This is a genomic window from Tenacibaculum sp. IB213877 (assembly GCF_034043975.1).
Lineage (GTDB): Bacteria > Bacteroidota > Bacteroidia > Flavobacteriales > Flavobacteriaceae > Polaribacter.
This window is the reverse complement of the sequence record NZ_JAXCHH010000004.1, coordinates 149,581-167,969: the sequence shown is the minus strand read 5'-3', so window position 1 is coordinate 167,969 and position 18,389 is coordinate 149,581. Positions and strand designations below refer to the sequence as shown.

The window sequence follows — 18,389 nt, the reverse complement described above, 5'->3', positions numbered from 1 at the left end:
AATTCCTTTAAACTTTAATTAAACTAATGTCTAACTAATTCTATGCAAATTTATGAAAAATAATCGGAATTGTACTTGGGTTGTAATGAACCCTAAAATATACAATATACTTATGAGAACGTTCCTATTTCTGTTTTGTTCAACTGTTTTTAGCTTATCCCCAAATAATAGCTTTTCTCAGGATTTCCCTATTAAAATTGATAAAAATCAATACCTCTCATTAGAGGAAGTTTTTAACCTGATTAAATCTCAAACAGACTATCAGTTTGTTTATAAGTATGATGGTCTTAAACAAGCATCTAAAGTACATGTTAAAAAAGGGATAATAAAAACCTCAAAATTATTGTCAAAAACTCTTTATCCTTCTGGGTATACTTATAAGTTTAATAAAGACAATACAATTATTGTCTCTAAAATGACTAAGCTAAAGTCTAATAAAAAATCTACACAAGAAAATGTAACTGTTAAAGGTTTTGTTACAGATTCTCTTGGTACGGCTTTGTCAGGAGCAACTGTATTAATTAAAAATAGCTTAAAAGGTGTTTCAACTGATTTTGATGGGTCATTTACAATAAATAATGTAAAAATAGGCTCTAAAATTGTAGTTTCTTATATAGGTTTTTATGATGCAGAAGCCACGGTAACTGCAGAAAACTTTAATAATCTAGAAGTAATTTTAAAAGAAGATATTAGTACACTTGAAGAGGTTGTTTTAGTATCAACTGGTTATGAAACTATTTTAAAAGGTAGGGCAACAGGATCTTTTTCTAAACCAGATATGAATGTAGTTCAAACCAGAACAAGTAGTATGGATGTTACACAACGGTTAGAAGGTTTAGTACCCGGTTTAGTCATAAATCGTAGCCCAGGAGCTCAATTAGATCCTGTTTTAATTAGAGGAATGTCTAGTGTTAGCTTAACATCTACACCACTTTTTGTAGTTGATGGTTTACCCATTGAAAATATAGGGGTAAATGATATTGGTCTTCCTCAATCAGGTATTGTTAACATTAATCCTCAAGATATAGAAGATATTACAGTTCTAAGAGATGCAACAGCAGCTTCTATTTGGGGTGCAAGAGCTGCAAACGGAGTTATTGTAATAAACACTAAAAAGGGGTCTAAATCAGGAGACGTTCAAATTCAATATGATACCTTCACAACTATTGAGGGTAGACCAGATATGGGGTATGCTAATACACTTAATAGTAAAGATCTTGTACAAGCAGCCGAAGATATTTTTGACCCTGTACTTAACCCGTATGAAGAAGTTACTTCTTTTACTACAACAGGAAAAGGAATACCACCTCATGAACAAATTTTATATGATGAATACAGAGGAGTTATTAGTAGTGCTACAGCTAGAAGAAAACTAGATAGTTTAGGAAACATAAACAATAAATCTCAAATTGAAAATTTATGGTATCGTCCTTCTATTTTAACAACTCATACACTTTCTGTTTCAGCAGGAAAAAAAGGATATTCGGTGTATGGTTCAGGAAACTATACAGAAACACAAAGTAATCGTCCTGGAACCAAAGACAATAGGTATAAACTAAATTTAAGACAAAACTTTGATTTAGGTAAAAGAGTGAATGTTGACTTAATTACCGATCTTACCTATCAAAAAAAATATACGCCTAACAATATTTCAATAAACGGAAGCTATTTACCTTATCAGTTATTTAGAGATAAGAATGGAAAAAACATTGAAGTCTCTCATATGACAGAGTTAAATGATTCTATTCGTAACGTTTATGAAAATGCTAGTAGAATTGATTTGAGTTATACTCCGCTTGATGAAGTGGATGATAAGTATTCGGAAGATAGAAGAAAAAATATTAGAAATATTTTAGGAATTAACGTAGATCTAATAGAAGGATTAAAGTTTCAAGGAAAATACGGTTATACTTTTGGTTCATTAGATCGTGAAGATTATGAAGATCATTCAACAATTCGCTCTAGATTAGAAGCATTAGAATATACTGTTGTACCCTCACCAGGAGCAGATCCAACATATATAGTACCCGTAACCGGAGGTATTTATCAAACTTCAAATACTAATAGTGAAGCTTGGACCGTAAGAAATCAATTATCCTATTCCCTAAACTGGAATAATGATATGCATCATTTAAATGTAATTGCAGGTCAAGAAGCTCAAGAGCAATTTAGTTACACAAAAACAAGTAGAGTTAGAGGATATGATGAAAGATTACAAACTTTTGATGATAGAGAATATTCATCATTTGCAGATACAGGTACACTTATTTTTAACGTAGTAAAAGCTAATGCTTTACAACATCCTGCACTGGGTAATATAAGTAGCCTTGGAAGTCTTATTCAAGAACGTCAATTTGGAAGAAGTGAAACAACTACAAGATTTATGTCTTATTACGGAAATGCTTCATATACTCTTAATCAAAAATATTCTATTAGCGGAAGTATAAGAAATGATCAAAGTAACTTATTTGGGTTAGATAAATCTGCCCAAAACAAACCAGCATGGAGTACAGGTTTAAAATGGAATATTGGTAGAGAGAATTTTATGCTAAGAAATTGGTTAAATACCTTATCATTAAGAGCTACATATGGTATATCAGGAAATGCACCAAATCCTGGAACAGCAGCCTCTTTTGATATTTTACAAGCCACAGGGAGTTCTTTCTTTCAAGGTAACACGGGCTTGTTAATTGCTACACCTGGAAATAGTAAGTTGAGTTGGGAAAGTACAGCAACCGCAAACTTTGGAGTTGATTTCTCATTATTCGGGCGTATTTCTGGAGCTATTGATTACTATAATAGAAAAACAACAGATCTTTTAGGTAGAATACCAACAAACGGATTTACAGGATATAGTAGCGTTATTGGAAATCTTGGAGATTTAGAAAATAATGGTATTGAATTAAGTTTAACTACCAATAATTTAAATATAGGAGATTTCTCTTGGGTTTCTTCTTTAAATGCAGCCTACAATAAAAATACAATTACAAACCTAAATATATTAAATGAGGCAACAACGGGCGATGGAAGAGTTAATGATATGTATGTAGAAGGATATGCAGCTTATGCCGTATTTGCTTATGATTTTGCAGGACTTGATGAAAACGGAGACCCACAAATACGTTTGGCAGATGGTACGGTTACAAGTGAAGTAGATGTAGCAGAAATTGATGATATAAAGTTCATGGGTACTTCTCAACCTAAATGGACAGGAGGTTTAAGTAATACATTTAAGTATAAGGGGTTATCATTAAACTTTAACACTATATTCAATCTAGGGCATGTTATGCGTAGAGATGTGAACACTTTTTATTCAGAAGCAAGAATTCAAAGTTATGGTTTTAATTCGGGTAACATACATTCAGAGTTTTTAAACAGATGGCAGCAACCAGGAGATGAGCTTATTACCGATGTACCAAGACATATTAGTGTGCCTGATGGTACAAGAAATGTAAATTATTACATAATGGGAGATAACAACGTAATAAGTGGTTCTTATGTTAAAATAAGAGATATAAATCTTATTTACCAATTACCTTCTACTATATTAAGAAGTTATGGAATTAATCAAATAACCTTAAGAGGTCAACTATCTAACATTTTACTATGGGCAGCTAATGATTATGGTATTGATCCTGAATATCATTCTGGAAACGGAGTTAGCACAGGCGGAGTGAGAACAATACCTCAAGGAAAAGGAATAACATTTGGCTTAAACGTAAAATTTTAAAAATATACTTATGAAATTTACATATAAAATAATAGTTTTTTGTTTGAGCATAGTTATGTTAAATGCTTGCTCAGAAGATTTTATTGAAGTAATCCCAAAAGGTAAACTCATTGCTGAGTATACAGAAGATTATGATAAAATGTTTTTTAACTTAACCCTTATAAATTTGGGTAATACAGAGGGGCAAGTTCCTCTGGGAGATGAAGTAGTAGCTATAAACCCATATTTTGAAGGATCTGGTTTACTTACCCAAAGATTGTTTCGTTGGGAAGGAGATTTGTATGAAGAAGATCAAAATGCCGCAGAGCTTGAAGTTTTAATGGAACAAATTTATATATATAATAAAATTATAAATGAAGTTCCTACTTCTAAAGGCGGTAGCGAATCGCAAAAAATGGCTCTAAAAGCAGAAGCATTAGCTGGTAGAGCATGGAGTTATTTTCTTTTAATCAATTATTACGGCTTACCTTATAACGCATCCACATCTTCAACAGATTTAGGTTTTCCTATTATTGAGGAAGCAGATTTGGTAAGAACAGACTTTAAAAGAGCAACTGTAAAAGAAGTGTATGATTTTATAGTAAATGACTTAATAACAGCTATTCCTAATTTATCTAAAAATACATATCACAGAATGAGAATATCTCAGGATGGAGCTAAAGCTCTTTTGGGTAAGGTATATGTTTTTATGCATAAATTTAATGAGGCAAGCCCCTTATTACAAGAAGCATTAACACAAGTAAAAACAGGTAGTTTAGGAGGTATAGAAGTTGGTTTGTATAATTATAATGATGAATATACAGCCCCCTTATCTGTTGATGATATTGAAAATATGTATGCAAAGCAAATTGCTAATAATTGGGCAGATAGTTCTAGTGAATTAGTATTAAGCGAAGAAGCAGTTGCTTTATACAGCTCTACAGATTTAAGAGTAGATGAACTTTATACTACCACCCCTAGAGGTAATAGCGTTTCTTACCCTAATGGTTTTTTAAGAAGGTCTATTGGAAGTTCACAAAGTCAAATTGGTATTAGAGTTCCTGAACTTTATCTGCTAAATGCAGAAGTAAAATGCCGTCTTAATGATTTACCAGGAGCGGTTCAAGATTTGGAAGAATTAAGAGCGCATAGAATGTCCGATAATTCAGAGGTGTCAACCAGCATTGCAACCAATCAAGAAGCATTACTAGAGTTTATTTTTGAAGAACGTATTAGAGAGTTTGCTCTAATGGGATATCGATGGTTTGATATGAGAAGATTAACTGTAGATCCGTTAATACAAAAAGATATAAATAGCTTTAACAATCACAAAGTATATGACTTTGAAGATGGTTCAGAATTAGAGGCATTTACCTTAACTCAAAATCGTTTAGTATTTAAGTTTCCTCAAACGATTATGGAGCAGAATCCAAATTTAGAAAATAATCCCTAATCAATTTTAATCCAAAGCAGAGTAGTTTAATTAATAAATTTTACTGCTCTGTTTTTAAACAAAAACAAAGTGCAAAAAACAATATTATTAATGTTTTTTCTTCTTAATGCATGTATAGTATTAAGTCAAGGAATAGAGTTTAAAGAAGTAAGTGTAGACAAAGCAATTGAGTTGGCAAAAAAAGAAAATAAGTATGTTTTTGTTGATGTATATACAAATTGGTGCAGACCTTGTAAATTAATGGATAAGCAGGTTTTTACACAAAAAAAAGTTGGTGATTATTTCAATTCAAAATTCATAAACATAAAAATAAATGCTGAATATGGTGAAGAGGGACCAAAGTTTGCAAACAACTATAAAATAAATTCATACCCAACCTTTGTAATATTAGATTCTAATGGAAGTTTAGTACACCTTTTTGCAGGAGGAATTTTAGATGGAGAAGAATTTATAGGTAAAGTTAAAGAGTCCTATAATCCACAAAAAGCATTTGGTGTTTTACAGAAAAAATATAATTCAGGGATAAGAGATAGAGAAACAGTATCAGCATACTTACAAGCATTAATTAAAACCAATACTATTAGAGTTGATAAGTTAGTTGATGAATTTTATACAAGCTTAAATAAAGAGGAAAGAATAAGTGATGAAACCTTGTTTGTTTTTGAAAAATTCGCACCCTTAGGATCCGATAAATCAACATTCTTTGAAGCTAATATTGCTAATTTCAGACGTAAAGTAGGGAATGAAAAAGTAGATGCCATTTTGGTGAGTAACTATGAGTTGTATTTTGGGTTACTAGTAAAAAGTCCTAAAATAACTACCTCTATTGAAGAGATAAATAAAAAAGCAAATCAAGTTGAGTCATTAGGTATCAAAAATTTAAAAGCAATTCCAGCTTTCAAAGCTGCTGCATTATTAAAATTAGAGAATATTAAAAAGGAAGAGTTCTTTAAAGAACTTGATAGAACAAATAAAAATTTAACCAACAGAGAAAAAGATTTAATGCTTTTTATCATCATTCCAGGATTAAAAAATATTTTAACGGAAACAGAAAAACAAAAGTTGTTAAAATTGGTTACAGATGAGGGGGTAAAAGGGTATATAATAAGAGCTTCTAATTAAAATGTTTTGCCAAAAAACATTTCAACAATCATAAAAAATGGATAAACAAACAACATACTTTCTAGCATTTTGCAGCCTATTTTTCATTTTAATATCTTGTAAAAATAAAGAAGCTAACACCACTTTTTCTGAAGGTTTTGTTATTGAAGGAGAAATAGATTCTTTACCAGTTGGTAGTATTGCTATTCTTACATACCAACAACAAGAAAAGAATATAATAGATACCTGTGCAATTAAAAATGGAAAATTTATTTTCAAAGAAAAAACAGTACATCCATCAGATGCAACTATAACACTACGTCATGGAGAAAGTTTTCCGGAAGAAAATTGGAAAATAGATCGATTCAATTTTTTTCTTGATAACAGTGCTATAAAAATTTCATCTACAGATTTTATTAAAAATGCAACTATACAGGGGTCAATACTAACAAATCAATCTTTATCTATACAAGGAGAAATAAAACCTTTAACAGACAGAATAATTTCTTTACAAAACAAAATGTCAAACAAAAGTATAGATGAAAAAATTATAATTTATGATACAATAAAAGTTTATGTAGATAGCATTAAAAAAGTAGCTCATAAATTTATATTAGAACACCCTAATTCATATGTGGCATTAAAAAGATTTTTACGTCATGAGTTGCCTAAAAATTTTGATCCTGAAGTGGCAGAAAAAGATTTCAATAAATTTAATGAAATGCTAAAAAACACACCTACAGGAAAAATTATAGCGAATAAAATAGCTATAGGCAAAAAAACTTCAGTAGGTAAAAAAGCACTAGACTTTAATCAAATAGATATTAATGGAAATCCATTTACACTCAGTAATTTAAAAGGAAAATATGTGCTGTTAGATTTTTGGGCCAGTTGGTGTAAACCTTGTCGAGCCGAAAATCCATATGTAATAGAAGCATATCATAAATTTAAACAAAAGAACTTTGAAATAGTAGCAGTTTCTTTAGATGCTTCTCATGAGGCATGGGAATTAGCTGTAAAAGAAGATGGTTTGCCATGGATACATGTGAGTGATTTAAAAGGTTGGAAAAATGAAGTAGCTGTTAAATATGATGTTCAATCAGTACCAACAAATTATCTCATAGATCCAGAAGGAATTATTATAGCAAAAAACCTTAGAGGCAATAACTTAACGAAGCAATTAGATGAAGTTTTAAGAGATAATTAAAACTCTAAATATTCATATACACACAATTTTTTTAAGTTTTAAATTTTGTCTTCATATACTATCTTTTTTGAATTAATCAGTCAAAATTAATAAACTAAATAAAGGGCTATTAGCTAATAATAGCCCTTTTAAAATATTCTATTATGAAAAAAATAATATCATTATTTTTATTTTTAATAGGTACGATTATGTATTCTCAAATTTTCGAACCTGTTAATTGGTCCACTTCAACAAAAAAAATAGCAAAAAATCAATATGAGTTAATAGCTCAAGCTACCATTTCATCAGGGTGGCATTTATATTCTCAACAAGTACCTAAAGGAGGGCCACGTCCTACGGTCTTTTCTTATATTTTTCCTGAAGAAGAATTTAAGCTAATAGGCAAAACTGAAGAAGGAGAAGGACACACAATTGATGATCCCGTTTTTGAAATGGAAATTAAATTTTTTGATAACACAGCAACTTTTAAACAAAAAGTTGAGGTACAAGAAGGAGTAAAAGTTATAAAAGCCAATGTTGAATTTATGGTGTGTAACGAAATTAGATGTTTACCGCCAAAAGAAGTGGAGCTTGTGTTTAATTTAACAAACAATGTACAAAACTTAGCTAACAATTCCACAAAAAACTCAACAGTTGATAACAATCAAGCAAACAGTATGCTGTATGGAATATCAAAAAATGAGATGCTTACATTAAATAATTCTTGTAATGAAGAAGCTTCAAACACAGTTTCAATTGCTAACAAGAAAGGAAAATCTTTATGGAAAATTTTTGGATTAGGTTTTTTAGGAGGATTGCTAGCACTATTAACACCATGTGTTTTTCCCATGATACCTCTTACAGTAAGTTTTTTTACAAAAAAAGCAGGACAAACTAAATCCTCAGGTATATCAAAGGCTTTACTATATGGATTTTTTATTTTTGCGGTATATATTTGTTTGAGTATTCCATTTCATTTATTAGACTCAATAAATCCTGATATTTTAAATGAAATATCAACCAATGTTTGGCTGAACATAGTGTTTTTTATCATATTTCTTTTCTTTTCATTTTCATTTTTTGGATATTATGAATTAACACTTCCTGCAAGTTGGACAAACAAAACAACAAAAGCAGAAGGTACTAGTGGCTTAATAGGTGTTTTTTTTATGGCACTAACCTTAGCAATTGTTTCATTTTCATGTACTGGTCCAATATTAGGCTCTCTTTTAGCTAGTTCTTTAACTACAGATGGTGGTGCGTGGCAACTTACACTAGGTATGGCGGGCTTTGGAGTGTCATTAGGGTTGCCATTTGCATTATTTGCTATGTTCCCAAATATATTAAATGCCTTACCAAAATCTGGAGCATGGTTAAATACAACCAAAGTAATTTTAGGATTTTTAGAGCTTGCATTAGCATTTAAATTCTTGTCTAATGCCGATTTGGTTCAACATTGGGGAGTACTTAAAATTGAACCTTTTTTACTACTTTGGATTGTAATCTTTACAGGTTTAGCTTTATACTTGTTTGGAAAAATAAAATTTCCTCACGATTCTCCTTTAAAAAAAATATCGTTTTCTAGAATAATAGGAGGTGTTATAGTAAGTGCGTTTGTAATCTATTTAATTACAGGTTTTAAAGTTAATAATGAAACAAAAACATTTACATCACTTACTTTACTAAGCGGATTAGCACCTCCGGTAGGTTATAGTTTTTTATATCCTAATAATTGTCCTAACAATCTAACATGCTTTAAAGATTTAAAATCAGGTATAGAATATGCTAAAAAAGTAAACAAACCTATAATGTTAGACTTTACAGGATATGCTTGTGTAAATTGTAGGAAAATGGAAGAGCATGTTTGGTCTAAAAAAAATATAGATAATTATTTAAAAAAAGAGTATGTTTTGATATCCTTGTATGTTGATGATAAGAAAGAATTACCAGAAGAAGAGCAAATAACTATTAATAAATTAGATGGAGGCACAAGAAAGCTTAAGAATTATGGACATAAATGGGCACATTTTCAAACTCAATATTTTGCAACAAATTCGCAGCCTCATTACGTATTATTAAATTCAAATGCGACTAAAATTTTAAATGAGCCTGTAGGTTATACACCCAATGAAGACGAGTATGTAAAATTTTTAGAGTGCGGTTTACAAGTTTTTAAAAACAAAAAACAATAATTGAAATGTTATTTATAAGAAAATGTTAAATATATAGAAGATATATATTCTCAATTTAAAAACAAGAAAAGCTTACATTAATATGTAAGCTTTTCTTTTAATAATCCCCATAAAAAAACCGAAGCTTTCACTTCGGTTTTGCGGAGAAAGAGGTAAGTGAACCTCTTTCGTAGTGCCTTTATTTATTACTGTTTCAGTCCTGTACCATTATGAGGTCACCTAATAGGTCACCTTTAAAACCTTGTCTTAAAGATACGAAATTTACTTGATTAATCCTCGTACTTTACTGATTTCAAAGCCCATAAAGTCGCAAAATTCATCAATAGTAACTAATTGGTGAGCTTCTTTGTTTAGATGTTCTTTAATCTTGCTGATTATAGTTCTACCATAACGCTCACTTTTACCTGTTACTACTTGCACGTCTTTAGGGTAAATACAGATTCTGCTCATTGGCTCAAAATTTAAAATTAATACTCTAACTATACTTTAGCTATACCGTAGCTCTAAAGCTCTTATATACAATATACGACAATTATCGCAGTGAAAAAACTATCTATTTCGGAAGTTTTGGCAAGTTGTAAACAGTACGGAAGTGCTTATAAACATTGATGCTTTATAGCACGTATATTTGATTATTCATCATTAAAAAACGTATTGTTATGGCAAAGTTAAAAGGTATTATTAAACTCGAAGGAACGTTAGATAATTTGACGTTTTACAAGGGTAAAGAAGGCTATTTAGTAAAGACTAAAAGCGGTGTTTCAAAAGAGCGTATTCAAAACGATCCTGCTTTTGAGCGTACTCGTGAAAATGGTTCTGAATTTGGAAGTTCTGCATCATCTGGTAAGTTGTTGAGAACTTCTGCAAGAAACTTAATGATTAAAGCAAAAGATAATCGAGTTTCAAGTCGTGTTACGCAAGTAATGACAAAAATTAAGAACTTTGATACAAGCTCTATAAGAGGCGAAAGAAATGTAGCTACAGGATTAACAACACCAGAGGGTAAAGCAGCTTTAAAAGGCTTTGATTTCAACAATAGAGCTATTTTAAGTGCTGTTTTATTTGCTCCTTTTAGTGTTGATGGTTCTACAGGTGAAATTTCAATCCCAAATTTAACACCAACAAACGATATTGCTTATCCAAGTGGTGCGACTCACGTTAGTTTTACATCGGCTTATCTAAAAGTTGACTTCGATACTACAGATAATGCGATTGAGTACAGTCCGACTGTAAATATTGCAATTGATTCGACTTCTGCATCGCAAACACTAACTCCAGCAGGTGTGCCAACAGGTACAGGAAACGATATTTACTTGCTTTTGGTTGAGTTCTTTCAAGAGATTAACGGTGTTCAATATCCGCTTAAAAATGGCGCATATAACGTTTTAAACATCGTAGAAGTGGCATAAGTTTCATTCTGACCTTTGAAGCTGAAAGAGTCCTATGGTTTTGCATCATAGGGCTTTTTCTTTTCTATTAATTTTTTAAAAGAAAACAAAAAAAGAAAGCTGATGTTTTGGTAGCGTGGGTGATGCTGTCAAGGTTTTTGGATAAAAGTTTTTTATGCTAAAACCTTGATGTGTGTTTACCAATTTTGATTAAAAAGTTTTATTCAAAACCCAGAGGGCTTGACCTTTATAGCATTTAGCGTTGGCATAAGGTAGCTACCTATATTTGCTATCTTTTTTTATTTTATTTCTTTCTTCTCCAAAATATCCAATATATGTTGCTTTTTGAAATAAACCCTATTACCTAAATATATTGGTTTAATGATTTTATGATTTGACCAATGATGAATAGTTGTTAAGCTAACTCTTAAATAATCTGCTGTTTCTTGTCTTGTTAAAAGTGTATCGTTATCCTTTTTATTAAGTTGATTTAAGTAAACCTCTATTTTGGCTAAAAGTTTCTCTGCTACTTTATCAGCTAATTCATCAATGGTTACTTCTGTGATTTGTAATGTTTTTGTTATCATAATTTTCAATATTAACGTAAGTTGAGCGCAAAAGCAAAAGCGGATATTTTACATAATGACCGTTATAACGCTTCAGTTGTTATAACTACGCATTATGTAAACATAGCTTGGGTGAGTTTAGGGTTTTATGATAGAATAATAACAGAATAGCTTATTGCAGTTTGGTTTGATTTTATGAAAAACCAAAGCTGTAATATGCTATTACCTTAAAGACAAAAAAACGCTAAACTTGTAAGGGTGAGCGGAACAACACAAAAGACAGAGGGTTTTTGCCTTTTTGCAAAAAACTGGGTTTTGGGTTGTGGGGACTTATTACTTCAAACTAAAAACAAATTCAAAAAAAGACTTTTGTTCATCCGTAAATAAATCTGAATTAGAATATATCTTTTTGATGTGGTTTCTTATGATATTGTCCTTTTGCTTACTATTAGCTTTTAATAAATCATTTTTTAAATCGGTAACTAAACCTTCATATTTATCTTTTGTCATTAAAATAGCAAAACTACCTTTTGATAGTTTCCCTGTCAACCAAAGTAAATTATCTAACTTTTCATAGTTATTAATATTAGAAAGCGTATTTAGTTGCTTCATATAATCAAAGTAATTCTCTTCACCTATTACAACTTTAGTTTTTACGTGACCATTCTTTTTAAGTAGTTTGTATGCATCTATTGCCAAACTATCATAAATAGGAAAATTACCATCATTTAAAAAATAAAGATATTTAGATATTAAAGAGATTGACTTACCAAAAGGCTTACCAGATTTATCGATACCATATTCTTTTGAAAATAATGATTTTATCACCGTTTCTTTATCAGGATTATTAAGAAACTTATGTGATTCTGTTTTTAAAATATCATCTGAATATTGAGCAAGGTTATATGCTAATTCATCTATACCATATAAGCGTTTACTCATTTGGGTAGAGTAATAGCTATCTATAATGGTTATTCTATTTTTTACAACTCTTTCAAGGTTTGACGAATTATTACTCTTAAATAAAACTGAAATAATTTCTTTGTTAAATAAATACTGTGTTTCAGAATTTAGAATGCTATGTGCAAGTTCTGCGTAAAGATTGAGACTATAATACATAGATATTACAACTTCCTATAGGATATTTTGTTTGATATAAAATCATAATAAAATTGAATGTCATAAGCATTTAATAACTCTTGTAAGGTTAGATTACTTTCATTTATAAATGTGTTTTCTAAAAAAATATTGATAGACAAACCTAAATTTAAAATGAACACGTGTCGATTAATAATCTTAATTATCTTTTCCCTTATTGGATTTGTAATATCATAGGCTACTATTTTATTACTATCTAACCCTAAATATGGAATATTGTTCATTTGCCAAGTAACAACTTTACATTGAGGCAAGACAATATGATTAGTCGTACTTAAACTATTGAGTGAAAAATCTGAATCTATTTTAAACTCAAATGTATAGTTTAAAGTAGGATGTTTAAAAGTTAAGTCAATGCCTTTTGATAAAATAATTGTTGAATCGGGAATAGGAAATAATCTTTTTATATCATCAATTAGAGTAAAAACTTTCTTTAGTTCAATTGTATAAACAGGTTCGGATAAATTATGGTGTGCCTGTCTGTTTAAAATAAATGCCTTTGATTGTTCAAAGTCTTTATTCATCGTCGGACTAACTGAATCCATATCAATGGACAAAGCCTTAAAATGCTCTCTAAATAGTTTCCAATAGTGGGCAAGGTTATGAAACTCGCCTTCAACAGTCTTTGTGTATTCTTCAGGCAATCTATCTTTTACAACTTTTTCAAATTCTTTCCTTAAGTATAAGGAAGTAGCAACGTAGTCTTTTGATTTAAAATATTTTTTAGCCTTATCGTAATTAGTGTATTCAGAATTAATAATAACTGGTTTTTCACCTATTGCTTGTGGCTCATATATTTCTTGTATAGACCAATTATTTGTTTGACTATGTTGTTGTATTTTATACAAACAGAAATCATAAAAACTTTTTTCGTGAGTAAATAAATAGACTTTAAATCTGTTCGCATATTCGTTTAGAATTATATCCATTACTTTGTCACGATTACTCATATCTAAACTAATAAGTAAATCATCTAATGCTAAAAATTGACCATCAAAATTAGGTCTTATATTTGTGTGTAATAGGCTAAATCTAATTGCTAAAGCTATACTCGTTAGTTTAGCTTCATTAAGATATGATTGAGGTCTGCTAATAACTGTGTAACTACCATCATTATTTAAAGATTCAATTTTTAATGATATTACTGGCTCGTTTAAATCAGTAAGATTATACCACCTTTCATAATCATTTCCACCATAGTGATAGAATTGAGGACGAACTTTTGAAAAAACTAATGGTTGCTTATAGTCTAATGAAATTCTTATACCATCATTATAAAGAGGTTCAAAATGAGTTTGATAAAAGTCATTTACATAGGTGTTAATTTCACCCAACCAATAATTAACATCTTGATTAAAATCATTAATACTATTATTATATCTGTTCTGCCAATTACTACTTTTACTTAAAGTAAATGTATTATTAGGATATAACTTAAAAGGTTTAGTGCTATTTATCTCTTTAAGGTCTTGCGATAAAGTCCTAATGCCACTTCCTGCATTATTAAATAAAAAAGGAAAAATATCTCTCACAAAAACTTGCCAAAGATTAATTTCTTTAGAGTTACGATAATTGTAAAAATTGATTAATAATCTATTAGCTATAAAATCGCTATGTCTATTTAAGTTTTCTGTAAAAGTTAAATCTCTAAAGCCGCTTGGTGATGTACCACTTAATCCTGAAACATCTATTTTCTCCATTCTGCCATCACTAAAATAGGCTTCAACATAAGCGTTTTGACCTATAGATTGCGGTTCTTCAATTTCACCATTGACATCTAAAGAGAAACTTGGATGTGACTTTAAAAAATGAAGGTTGATTAAGTTTTCAGAATTGTTTGGTGTGAAATATTTAGCGATTTCAGTAGTACTTTTTGTAGATGCTTGTAATAATGTATATAAAGCCCAATAAATAGAACTTTTTCCACTTCCATTTTCACCATACAGTAATACATTCTTTTCTTCAAAATCAATTGTTGACTCCTCATTAGGGAAACCTTTAAAATTTCTTATTTTTAATTTAGAAATTGCAGGCATTAGCTTTGAAGTATTGGTTTTAAAATATCAGGGCTTTTAGCAACAAATAGGCGCATACGCTGTTGTACTTCACTATTTTTTAGGTTTTTATATAACTCCCAAATCTTTTGATTTTTAGTTTGTTCATCTAAATCATTAAAGTATTTATTGCCAAATACTTTATCTATTTCTTGCTGTACTGATGCTATTATGTTGATGCCTTTTTCAAGCATATGCTCTTTAAAGTATAATTCAAATACACATCCATCAATAACCTCTTCAAAAAAATGTGCTATGTGGTCGTTTTTTAAAGTTTCATTTAATTGAGGTACGGAATCTAAATGAGAATGTAATGTTATGTCTATTAAAAAATCGAGTAACTTTTCGTTTGATTCTTTAGTATTACAAATAGGAAACTTATTTATTTTATATTTTTTCCATCTATTAGTACCCATTCCTGATGTAGTTGTATAAGTAGAGAAATACCACTCACTTAATTTGGAATTTAATATTGAGAGAATATATTTCAATTTCTCTCCAGTTAGCATAAAAACCGTAGCTTCAACAATATTTTGTTCAATATCGTATGTGAATTTGGCTTTATCAGATAATTCTCCCCAAATAATTTTAGGCTTGTAAAAGTCATTAAGAAATCCCGTAGGAACGTTAGACCAATGAACACCTTTGCTTGGTCGTTTTTCTATATCAGGTTTAAATTCATTTAAGTACTCTAATAAAGTAGGGTAATCTCTAACAATGTCAATCGGAGAAATATTTTCTTTTCTACTACCATTATGAGAATAAATAACCCAACAATCTCCAAAATCAATTTTATATTTTGAAATATCTCTACCTCTTATTATTGGTTTAACAACTTCCTTATTTCTATTATCTTTTGTGATTAACTCTTTATATATTTTCTTATCAATTAAAAAAGCTTTATTCAATCCTGTTTTTATCCCAGAAATTATACTTGTTTCTAAATCTTCAATTTTGGTCGACTGATTTTCTATTGTAGACTTTATAAAATATTCCTTCTTTGTTAAAATAATCCATTCATCCTTATTTAATCCATTTACTTGTATTTTATGCTCTTTAAAGAAATCACCAAGTGAAATATTTTTTGAATAATTATTTTTGAGAACTAAAACTTCAGTTTCATCTTTGAATTTTGATTTTTGAGTTATTATAATATTTGATTCTACAGTAGCTGAAGGAAAAATTTGTGTGTCTTCAAAATTTATAATTTTTAATGGGTTAGTGTTATTAATGAAGTAATCCCTTAAACTCTCACCATATTTGGTTTTTAACCACGAATTTGATGTAATATAACATAGGACACCTTTATTAGTTAAAATCTTATTTCCTTTTTCATAAAACAAAGAATAAATATCGCCAGATCGAGTAAAAGATAAATAATTCTCTAATTGAAGCTTGTCAGCCTCTTTACCCATTTTTTGCAATTGTATATAAGGCGGATTTCCTATAACAATATCAAAACCACCATCTTCAAAAACATCTTTAAAAAATAAATGCCATAAAAAATAAGGGCGTGCAGATTTCTCTTCAAACTCTACTAATTTTTTACGTGCGTTTCCTTTACTGTTTAGAGTATCTTGTATTTGCTCAATTTCTTTAAGTATTGGTTGCGTTTTCTGTTTTAATTCTGTTTTACGCTTTAACGATTGTTTTGCACCTGCAAGCTCAATAAGTTTTTGGTTTTCAAACCCTTCTAAACATTTATCTATATAGTCAATAACTTTTTTATCGATAGCTTTATGAATAGCCTGTTTTTTTCTGTAGTTTTTAGGATTAAAATAATCATCCATCAATTTTTTAATATCATCACCTATGCCATAATCTACTTCTGGCTCTTCAAAAAGTGTGATATTTCTATCTGATGGTGCATTAAATAAATTTGTATTGTTTAAAGGAATCCCTTCAAAACTTTCCAACAAACTATTTCCTTGCATTATTTTATAATCCAAGTTTGGTAATGGTTTTGGTTTTTCTTCATCTACCACCAACGATAACCAAAAACGTAAACGTGCAATATCTACAGCGTCTTCCTCTAAATCTACACCATAAATAGAATTTTGAATAATGTTCTGTTTAATGTCAGCAGGATGCCATTCGCTTTGAGGTCTATCTAAAGCAAAATGTATAAAAGCTTTTAAGCTAAAGATTTCTTGTAACAAGCCCATAGGGAATGCACCAGAACCAATTGCAGGGTCGCAAACTTTTACATTATCAATTAATTTTTCGATTCTAATTAAGTCTGCATTTTCAATGTTATCCAAAACTTGATTTTTCACCAAGCTTTCCAATTGTTCTTTACTCAAATGGTTTAGATGTGTATTTAAATGCTCAATCAAACTTTCTTGAGTCATAAAATGTACAATCTCTTTTGGGGTATAAAAAGCCCCTTTGTCTTTATTGTCTTCCAATAAATTCTCGAAAATACTCCCTAACATTTCAGGGTCTACCGCTACAGTATGGTCTTCAGGACTGTTTTCGTATATGGTAAAATTATAGCCATTGAAGAATGTAAATAGCTCTTCAAATAAAAAGCCTGGGAATTTTAATGTTTTATGAGCCTTTGGCTCTTGGTGTTCTTCAAATAAACCACCATTTAAAAAAGGGATAGCTAATTGATTATTGTTTGGTTTTAAATAGTCACTTTCTTTTAAACTTCTATTAATAAAATATTGTTCAGGTAAATCAAAACCATCATTTTTTCTGTCTGGTGTATTTAGTGCTTTAAAGAATAATTTGCTTAACCAATTGGTGTAAAACTGTTCTTTATCTGCTTCAAAAAGATTAAACAGGAAATTGGTGTCGCCATCTGTATAACTGGTATCTGATGCACCCAACCAATGTTTCTTTTGTAAAAAATATAGAAACACAATACGTCCTAACAAACGTTTTACAAAGTTACGGATGTCTTTTTCTACATCTTCGGTGTTTTCAGCTTCAAAAACTTCTCTACATTGGTCATTAGAAGATAAATGACTTACAAAGTCTAAATAGAAGTTTTTATACTCTTTAAAGAAATTATTAGATACAGGTTCTACATTAAAGGCTTCAAAGAAATCTTCTAATCTAAAACGAGATTGCTCTAAATTATACAAGCGTTCTAATGCGGTACGATGTTCTTCTGGTGTTCCAAAAATATAGGTGTATTTTTTTGGATTGGTTTCAACATCTTCCACCTCATCAAAAAACTCACTACCACCAAACTTGCTTATAAATGAAAAACGCCATTCCGTTTTATCTTGATTAGCATAATGATAAGTTGCTATAGCTCCATTACCTGCATCTTTTAGAATGTATTCTTTGATTAATTGATTTACACCTACTTTGTTGTATTCAATTTTGATGTTATCCTGTAATTCAATTTCAAAAATAGGAAGTGTAACACCATCAGTTGTTTCGAGCGTTCCTAATTCAAAAAGATGTTTAACAATATTGGTTGCTTTTTGTGTAGTTAATACAATTTCTTTAGGCTCTAAACGAGGTTTTAACAGGTTTTTATTACCTGAAAGAAATGTGAGTACATTACGCCATTCGCCACGATTGTAATTACTTTGTAATATATCTTTTAATTTATCTCTCTTCATC

The 18,389-nt window shown here is 30.0% G+C and carries 11 protein-coding genes; 6 read left to right on the top strand and 5 right to left on the bottom strand.

Annotated elements, in window-relative coordinates; translation table 11 throughout:
• Window positions 1–112: 112 nt before the first annotated feature.
• From SLH33_RS04085 to SLH33_RS04065, 5 genes are all read left to right on the top strand, one after another.
• A complete protein-coding gene (locus SLH33_RS04085) occupies window positions 113–3,730 on the top strand; it encodes a SusC/RagA family TonB-linked outer membrane protein (RefSeq protein WP_320417800.1) in 3,618 nt (1,205 codons plus the stop codon).
• Window positions 3,731–3,740: 10 nt separating this feature from the next.
• Window positions 3,741–5,162: a RagB/SusD family nutrient uptake outer membrane protein gene (locus SLH33_RS04080; protein ID WP_320417799.1), complete on the top strand. Its 1,422-nt coding sequence runs from the start codon at window positions 3,741–3,743 to the stop codon at window positions 5,160–5,162.
• A 90-nt stretch (window positions 5,163–5,252) separates the two neighbouring features.
• On the top strand, window positions 5,253–6,284 hold the full coding sequence (locus SLH33_RS04075; RefSeq protein ID WP_320417798.1) for a thioredoxin family protein: 1,032 nt from the start codon (window positions 5,253–5,255) through the stop codon (window positions 6,282–6,284).
• A gap of 37 nt (window positions 6,285–6,321) precedes the next feature.
• Entirely contained in the window at window positions 6,322–7,470 is a 1,149-nt protein-coding gene (locus SLH33_RS04070) for a TlpA disulfide reductase family protein (RefSeq protein ID WP_320417797.1), read from the top strand.
• 143 nt (window positions 7,471–7,613) lie between these two features.
• Window positions 7,614–9,641 carry a protein-disulfide reductase DsbD family protein gene (locus tag SLH33_RS04065; RefSeq protein ID WP_320417796.1) on the top strand — a complete coding sequence of 676 codons (2,028 nt, stop codon included), beginning with the start codon at window positions 7,614–7,616 and terminating at the stop codon, window positions 9,639–9,641.
• Window positions 9,642–9,902: 261 nt separating this feature from the next.
• Here the strand turns inward: SLH33_RS04065 and SLH33_RS04060 are convergent, their stop codons facing one another.
• Window positions 9,903–10,091: a hypothetical protein gene (locus SLH33_RS04060; RefSeq protein WP_320417795.1), complete on the bottom strand. Its 189-nt coding sequence runs from the start codon at window positions 10,089–10,091 to the stop codon at window positions 9,903–9,905.
• Window positions 10,092–10,300: 209 nt separating this feature from the next.
• Here SLH33_RS04060 and SLH33_RS04055 point away from each other — a divergent pair, with 209 nt between their 5' ends.
• Window positions 10,301–11,050, top strand: coding sequence for a hypothetical protein (locus tag SLH33_RS04055; RefSeq protein ID WP_320417794.1), 750 nt, complete (start codon window positions 10,301–10,303; stop codon window positions 11,048–11,050).
• A 278-nt stretch (window positions 11,051–11,328) separates the two neighbouring features.
• On the opposite strand, the gene SLH33_RS04050 is transcribed toward SLH33_RS04055, so the two are convergent.
• From SLH33_RS04050 to SLH33_RS04035, 4 genes are all read right to left on the bottom strand, one after another.
• Window positions 11,329–11,616: a helix-turn-helix domain-containing protein gene (locus tag SLH33_RS04050; protein ID WP_320417793.1), complete on the bottom strand. Its 288-nt coding sequence runs from the start codon at window positions 11,614–11,616 to the stop codon at window positions 11,329–11,331.
• A gap of 312 nt (window positions 11,617–11,928) precedes the next feature.
• Window positions 11,929–12,537 (bottom strand): hypothetical protein, encoded by a 609-nt coding sequence (locus SLH33_RS04045; RefSeq protein ID WP_320417792.1) that lies wholly within the window; start codon window positions 12,535–12,537, stop codon window positions 11,929–11,931.
• 182 nt (window positions 12,538–12,719) lie between these two features.
• Window positions 12,720–14,789 carry an AAA family ATPase gene (locus SLH33_RS04040; RefSeq protein ID WP_320417791.1) on the bottom strand — a complete coding sequence of 690 codons (2,070 nt, stop codon included), beginning with the start codon at window positions 14,787–14,789 and terminating at the stop codon, window positions 12,720–12,722.
• Complete coding sequence (locus SLH33_RS04035) at window positions 14,789–18,388, bottom strand: Eco57I restriction-modification methylase domain-containing protein (RefSeq protein WP_320417790.1); 3,600 nt, start codon at window positions 18,386–18,388, stop codon at window positions 14,789–14,791. Before SLH33_RS04035 ends, SLH33_RS04040 begins: the two co-directional genes overlap by 1 nt.
• Between the last annotated feature and the right edge of the window lies 1 nt (window position 18,389).